Below are 15,095 nucleotides of genomic sequence, written 5' to 3' on the forward strand. Positions count from 1 at the left end.
AATCGGGGTTCCCAGCGCGCTGGAACCCCGATTCCTCCATGATCAACTCCGCGTGCACGCGATGGTCGATGATCAGCCCTTCACCGCGCCGCCGAGGCCGGCGCCGCGCAGGAACAGGCGCTGGAACACGAGGAAGATGACGATCGGCAGCGCCATCGAGATGAGCAGCGCGGCCAGGAAGACGTCCAGCTCGACGGTGTCGCGGATCAGCGGCAGGCGCACCGACAGCGGCTGGAGCGTGGGCTCGGGCAGCACGATCTGCGGCCACAGGAAGTCCTTCCACGCGTTGAGGAAGGCGAAGATCGACACGACGCCGAGGATCGGCTTCGACATCGGCAGCACTACCGACCACAGCATCCGCAACGGTCCGGCGCCGTCCATGCGGGCCGCCTCGTACACGTCGCGCGGCAGGCCGTCCATGAACCGCTTGACCAGCAGGACGTTGAACGCGTTGGCGCCGGCCGGCAGCCACACCGCCCAGTAGGTGTTCAGCAGCGACGCGTTCACCACCGGCAGGTCGAGGACGGTCAGGAACAGCGGCACCAGCACGACCACCCCGGGGATGAACAGCGTGGCCAGCACGGCCGCCGTCACCACGGGTGCGTACCTCGGCCGCAGCACCGCGAGCACGTAACCGCCGGTCGTCGCGACGAGCAACTGCACGAACCAGGATCCCAGCGCCACCCACACCGTGTTGGTGAAGTAGTGGCTGATCTGCGCCTGGTTCCAGGCGGTCGACAGGTTCGCCCAGTCGATGCCGCTGGGCCAGAACGCCATCGGCGTGCGCAGGGTGTCCTGCGTGGTGCTGACCGACGCCCGGGCCAGCCACAGGATGGGGCCGAGGCTCGCGACGGCGAGCAGCACCAGCACCAGCCCCTGGGCGACGCGCATGCCCCATCGCGTGCCGGCCCGGCCCCAGTCGAACTCCGACAGGATGCCGCGCTCGCCGGCGGTGTCCGGTCCGCGCCGCCGCGGACGTGGCGCCGGGGCCGGTACGGGCGCCGCCGGGGCGGGCGTCGTCACCCGCACCTCGTCCTTCACCGTGTCGCTCATGTCGTGCTCCAGGACCGGGTGAGCCGGAAGTAGACGGCGGACATGACCGCCAGGAACAGCGCCAGCAGCACCGACAACGCCGTCGCCGCGCCGTAGTCGCCGAACCGGAACGCGTAGTTGTAGATCTGCAGCAGCACGGTGACGGTAGCGTTCTGCGGGCCGCCGTTGGTCATCAGGTACGGCTCGGTGAACACCTGGAACGTGGCGATGACCTGCAGGATCAACGTGATCAGCAGCACGCCGCGCAACTGCGGCAGCGTTACGTGCCAGACCTTGCGCCACAGCCCCGCGCCGTCGACCTCCGCGGCGTCGTAGAGGTCGCCGCGCACGCCGGTCAGCGCGGCCAGGTAGATGAGCACCGTCGCGCCGGCGTTGGCCCACGTCGCCTGCAGCACCAGCGACGGCATCGCCGACGACGCCTCCTGGATCCAGCTGAACGGGCCCAGTCCCACCCAGCCGAGGATGGTGTTGAAGACGCCGGTCTGGCTGGCGTCGTAGAAGAACCGCCACAGCAGCACCGCGACCACCGGCGGCACGACGACCGGCAGGTACGCCAGCGCACTGTAGAGGCCCTTGCCGCGGCGCAGCTCGCTCATGACGACGGCGAGCACGAGCGGCACGGGGTAGCCGAACAGCAGCGCCAGCCCGGTGAAGTAGAGGGTGTTGCGCACCGACGTCCAGAACAGCGGGTCCTCGAGGACCTGCCGGAAGTTGTCCAGGCCGACCCAGGCCGGGTCGGTGACCAGGTTGGTCTCCTGGAAGCTCATGACCACGGCGCGGCCGATGGGGAACCAGGCGAAGTAGCCGAACACCAGCAGCAGCGGCAGCAGGAGCAGCAACGTGCTCAGCCCGCCGCCGCGGACCCAGCGGATGGTCGCGTTCACCTCGGTTCTCCCATCGACGGCGCCGTGGACGGAGTGTCAGCCGGCCTCGACCAGTGCGCTGACGTTGGTGTTCGCCGTCTCGAGTAGAGCGTCGATGTCGGCGTTCTCGTCGGTCAGCACCGCCTGCACGACGGCGTCGAGCTCGGCGTAGAGGTCCTGGGCACGCACCGGCGGCTCGGGCACCAGCGGCTGGTCCAGGATGTTCTCCTTGAACGACATCATCTGCTCCAGCGGCACGTTCACCAGGTCGGCCACCCAGGCGTCGGACTCCGCCAGCTGCTCGGCGCCGAAGATGGGCAGCGCCGGCGTGCCCAGCGGGGCGTCCGTCGCGACCAGCGCCTCGGCGTCTGCCAGCGCGGCCTCCTCCTGGGTCAGCTTGCTCATGTAGAAGAAGTCGATCCACTTGACGGCGGCGTCGCGCTCGGCCTCGCTGGCGTCGGGCCGGACCCCGACGATCGTCCCGCCGCCCAGCACGCCCGCGTCGTCGCCCTCCAGCGGGAGCACCGTGAGCCCGTAGGTGCTGGGGTCGATGCTGTTCTCCGTGACGAGGCTGTTGTAGACGTCCGAGCCGCCGATGTACATGCCGACCTGGCCCGCGGCGAACGCCTGGTTGATGGTGCCCCAGTCGAACAGGAAGTTGTCGCCCATCGAATCGTCCTCCCAGCGCATCTGGCGCAGCAGTTCCAGCGCCTGCCGGGTGCCCTCGTTGTCCAGCGTGGCGGTGACGTCGTCGCCGGTGCCCTCCTCCATGCGGCCGCCCAGCGCGTAGGTGAGCGTGGTGAGGATCCAGCCGCCGGTGTTGTTCTGGCTCATCTGGGCGAAGCCGGCCTGGCCGGTGGCCTCGGCGATCGCGTCGGCGTACTCGCGGACCTCGTCCCACGTGGTGGGCGGCTGGTCCGGGTCGAGGCCGGCCTGCTCGAACATGGACCGGTTGTAGTGCAGGCCCATGCCGTACGCGGCGGTCGGGACGGCGAAGATGTTGCCGCTGTCGTCCTGGGCGACCTCGAGGACGCTGGGGTTGAAGTCGTCGGCGTAGGGGAGCTCCTGCACCTCGGCGGTGATGTCGGCCAGCTGGCCGCGCGCGATCAGCGCCTGGCCGTCGGTGAACGGGAACTCGAACGTCGTCGGCAGCGTCCCGCCGGCGAGCTGGGCCGCGAACGTCGTCACGTCCCACTCGTACTCGCTGGGCTCGATGGTGATGTTCGGGTGGGCCGCCTCGAACTCCTCGACGCGGGCGAGGAACGCCTCGCGGGTGGCCGACTCCGTCGCCGGCGGCAGGTTGCTCACGCTGATGGTGACCTGCTCGTCGCCGCTGCCGCCGTCCTGCCCGTTGCCGCCGTCGGCCGCGGGATCGTCGTCGGACCCGCAGGCCGCCACCAGGCTCAGCGCCATCACCGCCGCGGCCACGGCGCCCAGGTGTCTGCGTGTGCTCATCTCGTGCTCCATCCCTTGGTGCCGCTGCGTTGCGGCGTTGTCGGGGTCACTGCTCGGGGGTGTCGGTGGGCAGGCGTAGCCAGACGGCGGCGTCGGAGCCGAGCCGGCCGTCCTCGAGGTCCGCGCTGGCGAGCAGGACCTCCTCGTGCGCGGGCAGGGCGACGGGATCCGCCGACAGGTTGACGACGCAGGCGACGTCGTCGCGGCGGAAGGCGAGGACGTCGGCCGGCGCGTCCAGCCAGGTCAGCGGGCCGTCGCCGAGCGACGGCTCGGTGCGGCGGATCCGCAGTGCGGCCCGGTACAGGGTGAGTGTCGAGGCCGGGTCGCCGTCCTGCGCCTCGACCGTGAGGCCGGCCCAGGTCCCCGGCTGTGGCAGCCACGGCTCGCCGGTCGCGCCGTCCGGGCTGAACCCGTACGGCGGCTCGGAGCCGCTCCACGGGACCGGGACCCGGGAGCCGTCGCGGCCGGGGTCGACGCCGCCGGAGCGGAAGTACATGGGGTCCTGGATGCGGCCGGGCTCGATGTCCTCGACCTCCGGCAGGCCCAGCTCCTCGCCCTGGTAGACGTAGGCCGAGCCGGGCAGCGCGAACATGAGCAGCGCGGCGGCCCTGGCGCGGCGCAGCCCGAGGGCGAGGTCGGAGGCCGTGCCGGCCCGCTTGGTGGCGAACGCGAACGACGTGTCCGCGCGGCCGTAGCGCGTGACGGGGCGGGTGACGTCGTGGTTGGACAGCACCCAGGTGGCCGGCGCGCCGACCCGCTCGTGGAAGTGCAGGCTCTGCTCGATGCTGGCGCGCAGGCGGTCCGGCTCCCACGGGCAGGCCAGGAAGTCGAAGTTGAAGACGGTGTGCAGCTCGCCCGGGCGCAGGTACCGGGCCAGACGCTCGAGGTCGGGCAGCCAGATCTCGCCGATGAGCGCGCGCGGCTCGGCGTAGCTGTCGGCCAGCCGGCGCCAGCTGCGGTAGATGTCGTGCACCTCGTCGCGGTCGGTGTGCACGTGCTGACCCGGCTCGTGGTCGGGGTCGAGGTCGGGCAGGTCGGCATGCTTGGCCAGCAGCCCGGCGGAGTCGATGCGGACGCCGGCGGCGCCGCGGTCGAACCAGAACCGCAGGATCTGCTCGTGCTCGTGCCACACCAGCGGGTGGGTCCAGTTGAGGTCGGGCTGCTCCGGCGCGAACAGGTGCAGGTACCACTCGCCGGGCGTGCCGTCGGCGTTCTTGGTGCGGGTCCAGGCCGAGCCGCCGAAGATCGAGTTCCAGTCGTTCGGCGGTTCGGCGCCGCCGTCGCCGCGGCCCGGCCGGAACCAGAACCGCTGCCGGGCCGGCGACCCGGGCGGGGAGTCGAGTGCGGCCTGGAACCAGGGGTGCCGGTCGGACACGTGGTTGGGGACGATGTCGACGATGGTGCGCAGGCCCAGCTCCTTGGCCTCGGCGATCAGCCGCTCGGCCTGCTCGAGGGTGCCGTACGCGGGGTCGATGTCCCGGTAGTCGGCGACGTCGTAACCGCCGTCGGCCATCGGCGAGGGGTACCAGGGGCTGAACCAGAGCGCGTCGACGCCCAGCTCGGCGAGGTAGCGAAGCTTCGCCCTGACGCCGGCCAGATCGCCGGTGCCGTCGCCGTTCCCGTCGGCGAAGCTGCGCACGTAGACCTGGTAGATGACGGCGCTGCGCCACCAGGCGTCGTCGTCGAGGCGTCGCTGATTCATGGCGGTCACGTTAACGACGGCGATATCGTCACGCAAGACTTCGACAACAAATTGAAGGAACACGATTAGGTCACGACGGCTGCCTCACTCGCGTGGCGGCGGAGCCGTCGAGCCGCGAACCACCAGCTCCGGCTCGAAGAGCAGCTCGTCGGACTCGACCCGGTGGCCGTTGATGAGGCCGACCAGGAGGTCGACCGAGGCCTTGCCCATCGCCTCGATCGGCTGGCGGACCGTCGTGAGCGGCGGCTCGGTGCAGTTCATCAGCGCAGAGTCGTCGTAGCCGACGACGGAGAAGTCGTGCGGAACGCGCAGGCCGGCGCGTTTGGCGGCGCGAATGGCGCCGAGGGCCATGGGGTCGCTGGCGCAGATGACGGCGGTGACGCCGCGGCGCAGGAGGCGGCTGGCGGCGGCCTGGCCGCCCTCGAGCGAGTGCATCGCGTTCTCGACGTGGTCGTCGGGGATCTTAAGGCCCGCGGCGGCCAGCCGCGCGTGCGCGGCGGCGAGTTTACGCTGCGACGGGACGTGGTCGGGCGGGCCGAGAATGAGGCCGATCCTGGTGTGCCCGAGCGACAGCAAATGGCCCATGGCCTGCTCCGTCGCCACGGCATCGTCGCAGGACACCCGCGGGAACGGCAGCTCGTCGATGCCCGCGTTGACCATGACGGTGGGCAGCTTGCGCTCGATGAGCCGGGCATAGTGGTCGTGCGCGCCGTTGCGGCCGCTGTACAGACCGCCGGCGAACAGCACCCCCGACACCCGCTGCTGGAACAGCAGCTCGATGTAGTCGGCCTCCGACACCCCGCCGACGGTCTGCGTGCACAGCACCGGCGTCAGTCCCTGCTGCGCCAGCGACCCGCCCACGACGTCGGCGAACGCGGGGAAAATGGGGTTCTGCAGCTCAGGCAGGACCAGCCCGACCAGCCGGGCCCGCTCGCCGCGCAGCTTCGTCGGCCGCTCGTACCCGAGCACGTCCAGCGCCGTCAGCACCGCCTCGCGCGTCGCCTCGGACACCCCCGGCCGGCCGTTGAGCACCCGGCTCACGGTCGCCTCGCTCACGCCGACCTTTGCGGCCACCTCAGTCAGTCGTCCAGCCATGGGCGAAAGCATACGACAGGATTGCGCAAGAAGTTTGCATGAGGTGTTGGTGAGATTCGGGGGCGTCGGCCGTCCCCCTGCTGCCCATTCTCTTAAGCCGCGCACGCGCGCCTCAAGCGGACCGAGGGAGGCGCTTCGCGCCGATGCGGACCGCTTGACCCGCACGCACCCGGCCTAAGAACGGGCAGCTATCAGGGGGACGGGGGCAGTGTGGCGACGGGGCCGGGCCGTTGGGCCGGTTGCGGTGTGGGTTTGCTGTCGTGGAGCGTCCACCTGGTGAGATTTCACCGTGATTCTGGGGCCCGCACCAGGATTACCCGAGCCCCAACACGGTTGTAAGCGTGTTGAGGCTCGGGTAATCCTCGTGATGTCCGCGATCGTTCATGATCACCGCAACGGCGGAGCCGCGACCACGGCCGCGAACCCGAGTCGTGCCCAGACCCGCCCCGTCCCCTGATAGCTGCCCGTTCTTGGCCGCGCAGCCGTGGGTCAAGCGGTCATCGTCGCGCGAAGCGCCCCATAGTCCGCTTGAGGCGCGGTTGCGCGGCTAAGAGAATGGGCAGCAGGGGGACGGCCCACGCCACAATCCCGACGAACGTCCGCCCGGCCCACGCCAACCACCGGGTCAGCGAACGGCGGGCTCCTCCTCCGGCTCGTCGGCGACGGCGGACGCGGACGGCTCGGGACCCTTCGACAGCGCGCTCGGCCACCACATGAACCGCCCGAGGTCGAGGTTGAGCGACGTCACGAGGATCGAGCGCACGATCATGGTGTCCAGCAGCACGCCGAGCGCCACCGCGATCCCGATCTCCGCGAACGCCACCACCGGCAGCGTCGCCAACACGGCGAACGTCCCGGCCAGCACCAGTCCGGCGGAGGTGATGACGCCGCCGGTCGCGGCGAGGCCGATGAGCGCGCCCCGCCGGGTGCCGTGCTGCTTCGCCTCCTCGTGGACGCGGGTCATCAGGAAGATGTTGTAGTCGATCCCCAGCGCGACGAGGAACACGAAGACGAACAGCGGGAACGCGGTGTCGACGCCGGCGAAGCCGAGAAGATGCTCGAAGATCAGCGCGCTCAGCCCGAGCGCGGCGGCGAACGACAGCACCACCGTCGCGATCAGGACCAGGGGCGCGACGAACGCCCGCAGCAGGATCATGAGGATCACGAACACCGCCGCCAGCACCAGCGGCATGATCACCAGGCTGTCGCGGGCCGCCGCGTTCTGCGCGTCCAGCGCGACCGCGGTGTTGCCGCCGACCAGCGCGTTCGCGTCGGGGACGGCGTGCACGCTGTCGCGGACCGCCTCGACGGTGTCCTGCGCCTGCGGGCTGTCCGGGGCCGCCTCGAGCGTGCCCTCCAGGTAGACGAGGTCGTCCAGCGGTACCGGGTCGGTCACCTCGGCGATGCCCTCGGTGTCCTCGAACGCCTGCCGCACGTCGCCGGCCGCCGGGGCGTCGGCGATGACGATCACAGGGCTGCCGGTGCCGGCCGGGAAGTGCCGGGCCAGCGCTTCCTCTCCGGTGATCGACGCGGGCGTGTCGACGAACGCGTCCCGGTTCTGGATGACGCCGGTGTTCAGCCCCAGCAGCCCGAGCGCCAGTGCGCCGAGCGCCAGCGACGTCCCGATCCACACCGTCCGCGGCCGGCGGGCGATCCCGCGCCCCATCCGCGCCCAGAACCCGCGCTCCGTCGGCTCGGCGGACCCGTACCGGGGCTTGAGCGGCCAGAACACCCACCGGCCGGTCACCACCAGCAGCGCGGGCAGCAGCGTCAGCATCGCGGTCACGCCGATGACGACACCGATCGCCAGCACGGGCCCCATGCCGCGGGTCGAGTTCATCTCCGCGGCCAGCAGGCACAGCATGCCGACGGCGACGGTGGCGGCGCTGGCGACGATCGCCGGGCCGGCGCGGTGCAGCGCGAACGCCATGGCCTCGTGCCGGTCCTCGTGCCGGCGCAGCTCCTCGCGGTAGCGCGCGATCAGCAACAGCGCGTAGTCGGTGCTCGCGCCGAACACCAGCACCAGCAGGATGCCGGCGGTCTGCCCGTTGACGGTGACGTCGGCGTACTCCGCCAGCAGGTACACGACGGCCTGGGCGGCGGTGAGCGCGGTGAAGGCCGAGAAGACCGGGATGATCCACAGCACCGGGCTGCGGTAGGAGAACAGCAGGATGACGATGACCACGCCCATCGCCGCGTACAGCAGCGTGCCGTCGATACCCTCGAACGCGTCGGCGAAGTCGGCCGAGACGCCGGCGGGTCCCGCGACGTACGCGTCCAGCCCACCGGGTCCGCCGCCGACGATCTCGTTCATCGCGTCGACGGCGTCGCCGAGCGCGAACCAGCCGCCGTCGCCCGGGTCGACCGGGACGATGACCTGCAGCGCCTCGCCGTCCTCGGACGGTATCGGCCCGACGACGTCGCCGCTGACGTGCTCGACGCCGGCGAACGCCCGGGCGTCGGCGGCCGCCTTCTCCTGGTCCTGCGGGGTGATGCCGTCCGTCCGCTCGTAGACGACGATCGCGGGCAGCTCCTCCCCGGTCTGGAAGGCCTCCTGCTGCACTTCGAACACCCGTGTCGACTCCGCGGAGCCGGGCAGCCAGGACGCGGTGTCGTTCTCCTGCGCTCCGGTCAGCTTCGCCGACAGCGGGAACGCCACGGCCAGCACGATCAGCCAGAAGACCAGGACGATCCACTTGCTGCGGCGGCCGCAGACGTACGACCCCAGTCTCCGCCGCGTCCCGCCGGCCGGCGGCATGGTGTCGCGCTCTCGTGTGGTCTCGGCCATGGCCATCACTCCTCGACCGGCCGGAGCCGGCCCCCCGTCGGAGTCCCAGACCCGCACGAGTCTAGGCCCGACTGCGCCGTTGAGGGCCGGGCGCGAACCGGATATTTTCGACGGCCACGCTCGTGCGCCGCCGTCAGGACGTGAGTTTCCAGGCGCCCTCGTAGCCGATCGGCACGAACCCGACCGCCTCGTTGACGTCGAGCATGTGCCGGTTCTCCTCGGCGTTGAACGTGGTGACCATGGGCGACGACGGGCTCACCTCGGCCAGCCGCTGCAGGTTGGCCACCTTGAGGAGCATGCCGAGCCGGCGGCCGCGGTGCTCGGCGAGGACCAGCGTGTCCTCCTGCGTGACCGGCCGGGAGCGGTCGGCGGGCAGGTAGAGCTCGTTGAAACCGGCCAGCCGTCCGCTGGGGACGTGCTCGGCGGCGACGGTGAGGCGCTCGCGTCCGCTGTCGGCGAGCTGACGGTCCCAGTCGGCCACGCGGGCGGCGTCCCACTTCTCCTCGGACATGTCCAGGCCGGCGCTGGGGGCATCGGTGCTCATGCGCGTCTTCAGCGTCGCGACGTCGCCGACCCACTCGGGCGGGGTGGCGCCCACCCAGGAGACGACGCGGTAGCCGGGGCCGGCCGCGGACTGGGCGGCGTCGCGCTTCGCGGCGAGCAGCGCGGCGTCGACCGGCAGCGGCAGCCCGCTGATGCGCGCCACCTGCTCGAGCTGATATCCGCGACGTCGCAGGAACCGGACTCCGGGGTCGTCGGCGGAGAGCCAGCCGAACCCCGTCGGCGGCTCGATGCGTTCGCCGGTCTCGGGCCGGGTGTGGATGGCTTCGGCCTGCAATGTCGGCCGGCCGGACGCCAGAGCGATGGCGGCGAGGTGGTCGTAGAGCGCCGTGCCGACGCCGCGGCGCCGGAACTCCGGCAGCACCTCCACCTCGAGCCACGACGCGGTGGCGTCCTCGGCCGCCGACCACGACAGGATGCCGCGCCCGACGATGCGGCCCTCGACGCGCGCGACGAACAGCCGGATCGGCTCGTGGTGCTGCACCTGGTAGACCGGCAGCAGCTCGCGGGCGGAGTAGTTGAGCACGTCGGTGCCCATGAGGTGGGTCTCGATGGCGTTACGGACGTCGACCATCTCGGCGAAGTCGGCGGCGCCGGGCGCGTCCATCGAGGCCGGGATCGCCAGCTCCTCGATGCCGACGGCGGTGTCGGTGCTCATGACCGGGCACGCTAGCCCGCCGGCCGCCGGCGCCGCACCGCATTTTCCGCCGTCTCAGCCGGCCAGGACCTCCGCGTACTCGCTGACCAGCAGGTACCGCGCCGGCGCGTCCTCGTCGACGGACGGATAGCGCGGCGACGGGTCGAGGAACAGGTTGTCGTCGACGTCGTCGTTCACCGCCGACACCTCGCCGGCCAGCACGACGCCGCCGTCGGCCCAGAACCGGTGGAAGACGCCGGCCGGCACCTGGATGCTCTGGCCCGGGTCGAGCCGCACCGGCGCACCTGGCCGGACGGCGCGCTCGAACCCGTCGACCAGCGTGACGACGTCGCCGTCGCCGGACTCCGGCCGCAGCTCGACGACCAGCGCCGCGCCGCCGCGGTTGATGATGTCCTCGGTCTTGCGCCGGTGCAGGTGCATCGGCGTCTCCTGGCCGTCCTGCGCGACCAGGAACTTCTCCGCGTACGTCTGACCCGCCCCGGCGTCGCGCTCGGCCAGCGTGCCGTTGCGCAGCGTGCACAGCACCAGCCCGACGCGGTCGAAGTCGCCGCGGCCGAAGTCGGTGACGTCCCAGCCCAGACCGCGTTCCAGCGCCGGCCGGGCGGCCGGCGTCGGCGCCGCCGCGAGCCAGTCGGCGCGGGTCCACGCGGCGAAGCCGGGCAGCGGCATGCCGGCCTCCGCCGCCAGCGAGCGGGCGCCGTCGATGGCGGCGTCGATCGTGGACCTCTTCACCCGCCGCAGTCTAGGCCTAGAGCCAGCCGCGACGGGCGGCGGCGAGCCCCGCCTGGAACCGGGTCTCCGCGCCCAGCTCCTCCAGCAGTGCGGCGATCCGCCGCCGGGTCGTGCGGTAGCTCCAGTCGAGGTGGTTGGCGATGGCCTGGTCCTTCATGCCGCTGGCCAGCAGAGCCAGCAGCCGCCGGTCGTCCGGCCCGGGGACGACGGTGTCCGGCTCGCTCGGCGCGGTGAGCGGCGTCGCGCGCTCCCACAGCTCGTCGAACACGTACAGCAGGACGTCCAGCAGCGAGCAGGGGTGCACGACGATGGCGCCGGAGACGTCGCGCTGGTTCAGCGACTGCGGGACGAACGCCAGCTTGCGGTCGAACGTCGCCAGCTTCAGCGGCAGCCGCGACGTGACCCTGGCCTGCTCGCCGGCCTGGACGTAGCGCAGGATCGCGTCGGCCGCGAGCGGCGACCGCTCCAGCGCGGCGCGGTCGTAGATCGCCTTGCAGGTGACGCCGCGGGCCAGGATCTCGAACTCCAGGTCGTTGGACCGGGGACCCCGCGGGCCGGAGTAGGGCGGGGTGTCGAGCACCTGGATCTCGCTGGTCGCCGACCGTTGCAGCTGGTCGAAGCGGCGCAGCACCGCCTCGGAGCCGGTGACGATCTCGCACAGCTCGGTGCGCTCGGCCTTCAGGCCCTCCCGGTAGTCGTCCATGAGCAGCGCGCCGAGCGTCCGGATGCGGCCGAGCTCGGCCTCCTTGTCGCGCACCAGGGCTTCCAGGCCGACGTCGGGAGCGGCGGGCAGGAACCGGGCGACGGCACCGGGGGACCGGCTGACCAGGCCGGCGTGCTCCAGGACGGCGAGGGCGCGGCGGGCCCGGTGCCGGGGGATCTCGAGGCTCTCGGCGATCTCGGCGGTGGTCGACCCGGGCAGCCGCAGCAGCGTCCGGTAGGTGCGATCCTCGACCGCTCCGAGGCCGAGCGCGCCCAGCGGGACGGCCTCGCCGTCGGCCGCCGGGCCAGTTCTGTCCATGGCCATAGCTGGCCACAGTAGCGCCTGGACACCCGGTTCCGGCATCGCGGACCATAACCGGCAATCCATGCCAGATGGTCGTCGGAAGGCCGAGCATGCCCGTGCGCACCCGAGTCGCCGCCCTCACGTCCGCGGCCCTGCTTCTGAGCTCCCTGACGGCGATCGGCGCGGCGACGGCCGCCGAGCCCACCGCTGGCAGCGCCGCCACCGCAGCGGGCGACGCCGCATCGGGCGACGCCGCGGAGGCGTGGGCGGCGAAGGTCGAGGACGACGTCCAGCACACGCTCGCGGCCGGCGGGACGACCGACGTCATGATCGCCTTCGAGGACCGCGCCGACCTGGCCGCGGCCGCGCGCGTCGACGACTGGGACGAGCGCGGCGAGGCGGTCGTCACCGCCCTGATGGAGACCGCCGAGGAGAGCCAGCGCGCCACCCGCGCGGAGCTCGACGCGGCCGGCGCCGACTACGAGGCGTACTGGATCGCCAACGCGATCCTGGTCCGCGACGCCACGGAGGAGATCGCCCGCCGGGTGGCGGCGCAGCCCGGCGTCGACCAGGTGCTCGAGGTGGCCCAGTACGAGGTGCCCGAGCTGCTGCCCGCCGAGGACGCCCCCGCGGTCCAGGCCGCCGCGCCGGAGTGGGGCGTCGCCGCCGTCCACGCCGACCGCGTCTGGACCGACGTCGACGTCCGCGGCGAGGGCCTGGTCATCGCGAACATCGACACCGGCGTCCAGTTCGACCACCCGGCGCTGGCGGCGAGCTACCGCGGCATGAACGCCGACGGCACCGTCACGCACGACTACCACTGGTACGACCCCGCGCACATCTGCCCGAGCAGCGCACCGTGCGACAACCAGGGCCACGGCACCCACACGATGGGCACCATGGCCGGCGGCGACGCCGGCGGTACCGCTATCGGCGTCGCACCCGGCGCCCGCTGGATCGCCGCCAAGGGCTGCGAGGCGACCGCCCAGGTGGCCTGCTCGATCACGTCGCTGGTCGCCTCCGGCCAGTGGACGCTGGCGCCCACCGACGCGTCGGGCCGCAACCCGCGCACCGACCTGCGCCCGCACGTCGTCAACAACTCGTGGGGCGCCGACACCCTCGGGTTCGCCGACCCGTTCTACGACCAGATCGTCGACGCGTGGAACGCCGCCGGCGTGTTCGCGGTGTTCTCCAGCGGCAACGACGGCGCGAACGGCTGCACGACCGTCGGCTCGCCGGCCGACTCGCCCGGCGCGTACGCCGTCGGCGCGCACGATCCGGCGAACCTGATCGCGCCGTTCTCCAGCCGCGGCCCCGGTCCGAACGACCGGATCCGCCCGGACATCGCCGCGCCCGGCGTGGCCGTCCGGTCCAGCGTCCCCGGCAGCGCCTACGGAACGGCCAACGGCACCTCGATGGCGGCGCCGCACGTGACGGCGACCGTCGCGCTCATGTGGTCGGCGGCGCCGTCGCTGATCGGCGACATCGACGGCACCCGGGAACTGCTCGGCACCACCGCCGTCGACACGCCGAACGAGGAGTGCGGCGGCACCGAGGAACGCAACAACGCCTTCGGCGAGGGCCGCCTGGACGCGTACGCGGCCGTGACGGCGTCGCCGATCGGCGCCACCGGGCTGCTCTCGGGCGTGGTCACCGACGACGAGTCCGGCGAGCCGGTGCCCGGCGTCCTGCTGCGCGCGAGCAGCGACGGCTACCAGCGCACGACGGTGACCGGCCCGGACGGCCGGTACGACATGACGCTGGTCGCCGGGGCCTACGAGCTGACGGCGACGGCGTACGGCTATGCCCCCGGCGGCTCCGCCGGCGTCACCGTCGCCGAGGGCGCCACGACGACGCTGGACGTCGGCCTCACCAGGTTGCCGTCGGTGACCGTCAGCGGCACCGTCACCGACCGCCCCGGCCAGGGCTGGCCGCTCTACGCCGGCATCAGCATCGCCGGCTACCCGCACGGCACGGTCTGGACCGACCCCGCGACCGGCCGCTACGAGGTCGAGCTGCCGGCGACGACGGCCTACACGCTCACGGTCCGCCCGCAGGCCGAGGGCTACGCCACGTCCAGCCGCGTCGTCGAGGTCGGCGACGACGACCTGACCGCGGACTTCGCCGCCACGGTGGAGACGACGGAATGCCTGGCGCCCGGCTACGCGCCGGCCCACACCGGGGCGTTCGCCTCGTTCGACGACGGCCTGCCGGCCGGCTGGGCGGTGCAGACGACCAGGGGCAACGGGTGGGAGACGGGCGACACCGGCGGGCGCGGCAACCTCACCGGTGGCGACGGCGGCTTCGCCAGCATCGACAGCGCGTCCGGGCAGCTGCTGGAGGACGGAGTGCTGGCCTCCGCGCCGGCGGACCTCAGCGCGGTCGCCGCGCCGGTGTTGTCGTTCCGGACCGACCTGCTGCTCTCGCGCGGGGTCGCCGAGGCCGACGTCTCCGTCGACGGCGGCGCGACCTGGCAGAACGTCTGGCGGCGGACGGCGCACTCGCGCGGCCCGCGGCAGGAGCAGGTGCCGCTGCCGGAGGCCGCCGGGCGTGACGACGTGCGCGTGCGCTTCCACTACCGCAACGACATCGCGAACAACGGCTGGTGGCAGCTCGACGACGTGCTGCTGGGCGCGCGGACCTGCGAGCCGGTCGAGGGTGGCATCGTGCTGGGCCAGGTGCGTGACGACCGCACCGGCGCGGCGCTCGACGGCGCCACGGTGACCAGCGACGACGGCTCCGTCACGGCCACCACGACGGCCACCCCGGCCGACCCGGAGCTCGGCGGCGGGTTCTACTCGACGTTCGTCCCCGGCTCCGGCGACCACGAGCTCACCGCCGAGCACGACCTCGGCCAGCACGGCACGCAGCGGCGCACGGTCACCGTCGAGCCGGGTGCGGTCACCCGGGCCGACTTCGAGCTCGGCACCGGGGAGCTGGAAGTGAGCAGCGCCGTCGTCGAGGAGACGGTCGAGGTCGGCGGCACGCGCACGGCGACCGTCACCGTCACCAACGTCGGGACGGCGCCGGCATCGTTCGAGCTGGCCGAGCGCAACACGTCGTTCGAGCAGCAGCGTGACACCCTCGCGACGCTGCCCGGCGCGCCGCTGCGGCGCGCGATCGTACCCGACGACGGCGGCCCGCTCGACCCCGCGGCCGCGGCGGCGGCCGACGCCGGCGCC

General features: G+C 72.5%; 10 protein-coding genes. 1 reads left to right on the plus strand and 9 read right to left on the minus strand.

The features are described 5' to 3' along the window. Nucleotides 1–72 precede the first annotated feature (72 nt). The 9 genes from DY240_RS18775 to DY240_RS18815 all read right to left on the minus strand — a co-directional run bounded on the left by DY240_RS18775 (nucleotide 73) and on the right by DY240_RS18815 (nucleotide 11,928). Entirely contained in the window at nucleotides 73–1,053 is a 981-nt protein-coding gene (locus tag DY240_RS18775) for a carbohydrate ABC transporter permease (RefSeq protein WP_199701754.1), read from the minus strand. After that, nucleotides 1,050–1,937 carry a carbohydrate ABC transporter permease gene (locus DY240_RS18780; protein WP_199701760.1) on the minus strand — a complete coding sequence of 296 codons (888 nt, stop codon included), beginning with the start codon at nucleotides 1,935–1,937 and terminating at the stop codon, nucleotides 1,050–1,052. The genes DY240_RS18775 and DY240_RS18780 overlap by 4 nt, the downstream gene beginning before the upstream one ends. Before the next feature lie 36 nt (nucleotides 1,938–1,973). Continuing rightward, nucleotides 1,974–3,371 carry an ABC transporter substrate-binding protein gene (locus DY240_RS18785; RefSeq protein WP_119661378.1) on the minus strand — a complete coding sequence of 466 codons (1,398 nt, stop codon included), beginning with the start codon at nucleotides 3,369–3,371 and terminating at the stop codon, nucleotides 1,974–1,976. A gap of 46 nt (nucleotides 3,372–3,417) precedes the next feature. Beyond that, the gene (locus tag DY240_RS18790; protein ID WP_119661379.1) at nucleotides 3,418–5,073 is read right to left on the minus strand and encodes a glycoside hydrolase family 13 protein; all 1,656 of its coding nucleotides are present in this window, start codon (nucleotides 5,071–5,073) and stop codon (nucleotides 3,418–3,420) included. 84 nt (nucleotides 5,074–5,157) lie between these two features. Continuing rightward, nucleotides 5,158–6,168, minus strand: a complete 1,011-nt coding sequence (locus DY240_RS18795) for a LacI family DNA-binding transcriptional regulator (RefSeq protein WP_199701763.1) — start codon at nucleotides 6,166–6,168, stop codon at nucleotides 5,158–5,160. Between the two features lie 625 nt (nucleotides 6,169–6,793). After that, entirely contained in the window at nucleotides 6,794–8,956 is a 2,163-nt protein-coding gene (locus tag DY240_RS18800) for an MMPL family transporter (protein ID WP_119661380.1), read from the minus strand. Between the two features lie 133 nt (nucleotides 8,957–9,089). Next, nucleotides 9,090–10,175 carry a GNAT family N-acetyltransferase gene (locus tag DY240_RS18805; RefSeq protein WP_119661369.1) on the minus strand — a complete coding sequence of 362 codons (1,086 nt, stop codon included), beginning with the start codon at nucleotides 10,173–10,175 and terminating at the stop codon, nucleotides 9,090–9,092. A 54-nt stretch (nucleotides 10,176–10,229) separates the two neighbouring features. Further along, nucleotides 10,230–10,907: a D-lyxose/D-mannose family sugar isomerase gene (locus DY240_RS18810; RefSeq protein ID WP_119661370.1), complete on the minus strand. Its 678-nt coding sequence runs from the start codon at nucleotides 10,905–10,907 to the stop codon at nucleotides 10,230–10,232. 16 nt (nucleotides 10,908–10,923) lie between these two features. Then, on the minus strand, nucleotides 10,924–11,928 hold the full coding sequence (locus DY240_RS18815; RefSeq protein ID WP_158602906.1) for a helix-turn-helix domain-containing protein: 1,005 nt from the start codon (nucleotides 11,926–11,928) through the stop codon (nucleotides 10,924–10,926). Nucleotides 11,929–12,029: 101 nt separating this feature from the next. On the opposite strand from DY240_RS18815, the gene DY240_RS18820 reads away from it, so the two are divergent. Beyond that, a partial coding sequence (locus DY240_RS18820; RefSeq protein ID WP_158602907.1) for a S8 family serine peptidase occupies nucleotides 12,030–15,095 on the plus strand: 3,066 nt, incomplete at its 3' end.

Source organism: Jiangella rhizosphaerae (assembly GCF_003579925.1).
Taxonomy (GTDB): domain Bacteria; phylum Actinomycetota; class Actinomycetes; order Jiangellales; family Jiangellaceae; genus Jiangella; species Jiangella rhizosphaerae.

Excerpts from the sequence above, each read along its gene's own strand:
- DY240_RS18775 (WP_199701754.1), bottom strand. The coding sequence starts at position 1,053 with ATGAGCGACACGGTGAAGGACGAGGTGCGGGTGACGACGCCCGCCCCG.
- DY240_RS18785 (WP_119661378.1), bottom strand. The coding sequence starts at position 3,371 with ATGAGCACACGCAGACACCTGGGCGCCGTGGCCGCGGCGGTGATGGCG.
- DY240_RS18790 (WP_119661379.1), bottom strand. The coding sequence starts at position 5,073 with ATGAATCAGCGACGCCTCGACGACGACGCCTGGTGGCGCAGCGCCGTC.
- DY240_RS18795 (WP_199701763.1), bottom strand. The coding sequence starts at position 6,168 with ATGGCTGGACGACTGACTGAGGTGGCCGCAAAGGTCGGCGTGAGCGAG.
- DY240_RS18800 (WP_119661380.1), bottom strand. The coding sequence starts at position 8,956 with ATGGCCGAGACCACACGAGAGCGCGACACCATGCCGCCGGCCGGCGGG.
- DY240_RS18805 (WP_119661369.1), bottom strand. The coding sequence starts at position 10,175 with ATGAGCACCGACACCGCCGTCGGCATCGAGGAGCTGGCGATCCCGGCC.
- DY240_RS18815 (WP_158602906.1), bottom strand. The coding sequence starts at position 11,928 with ATGGACAGAACTGGCCCGGCGGCCGACGGCGAGGCCGTCCCGCTGGGC.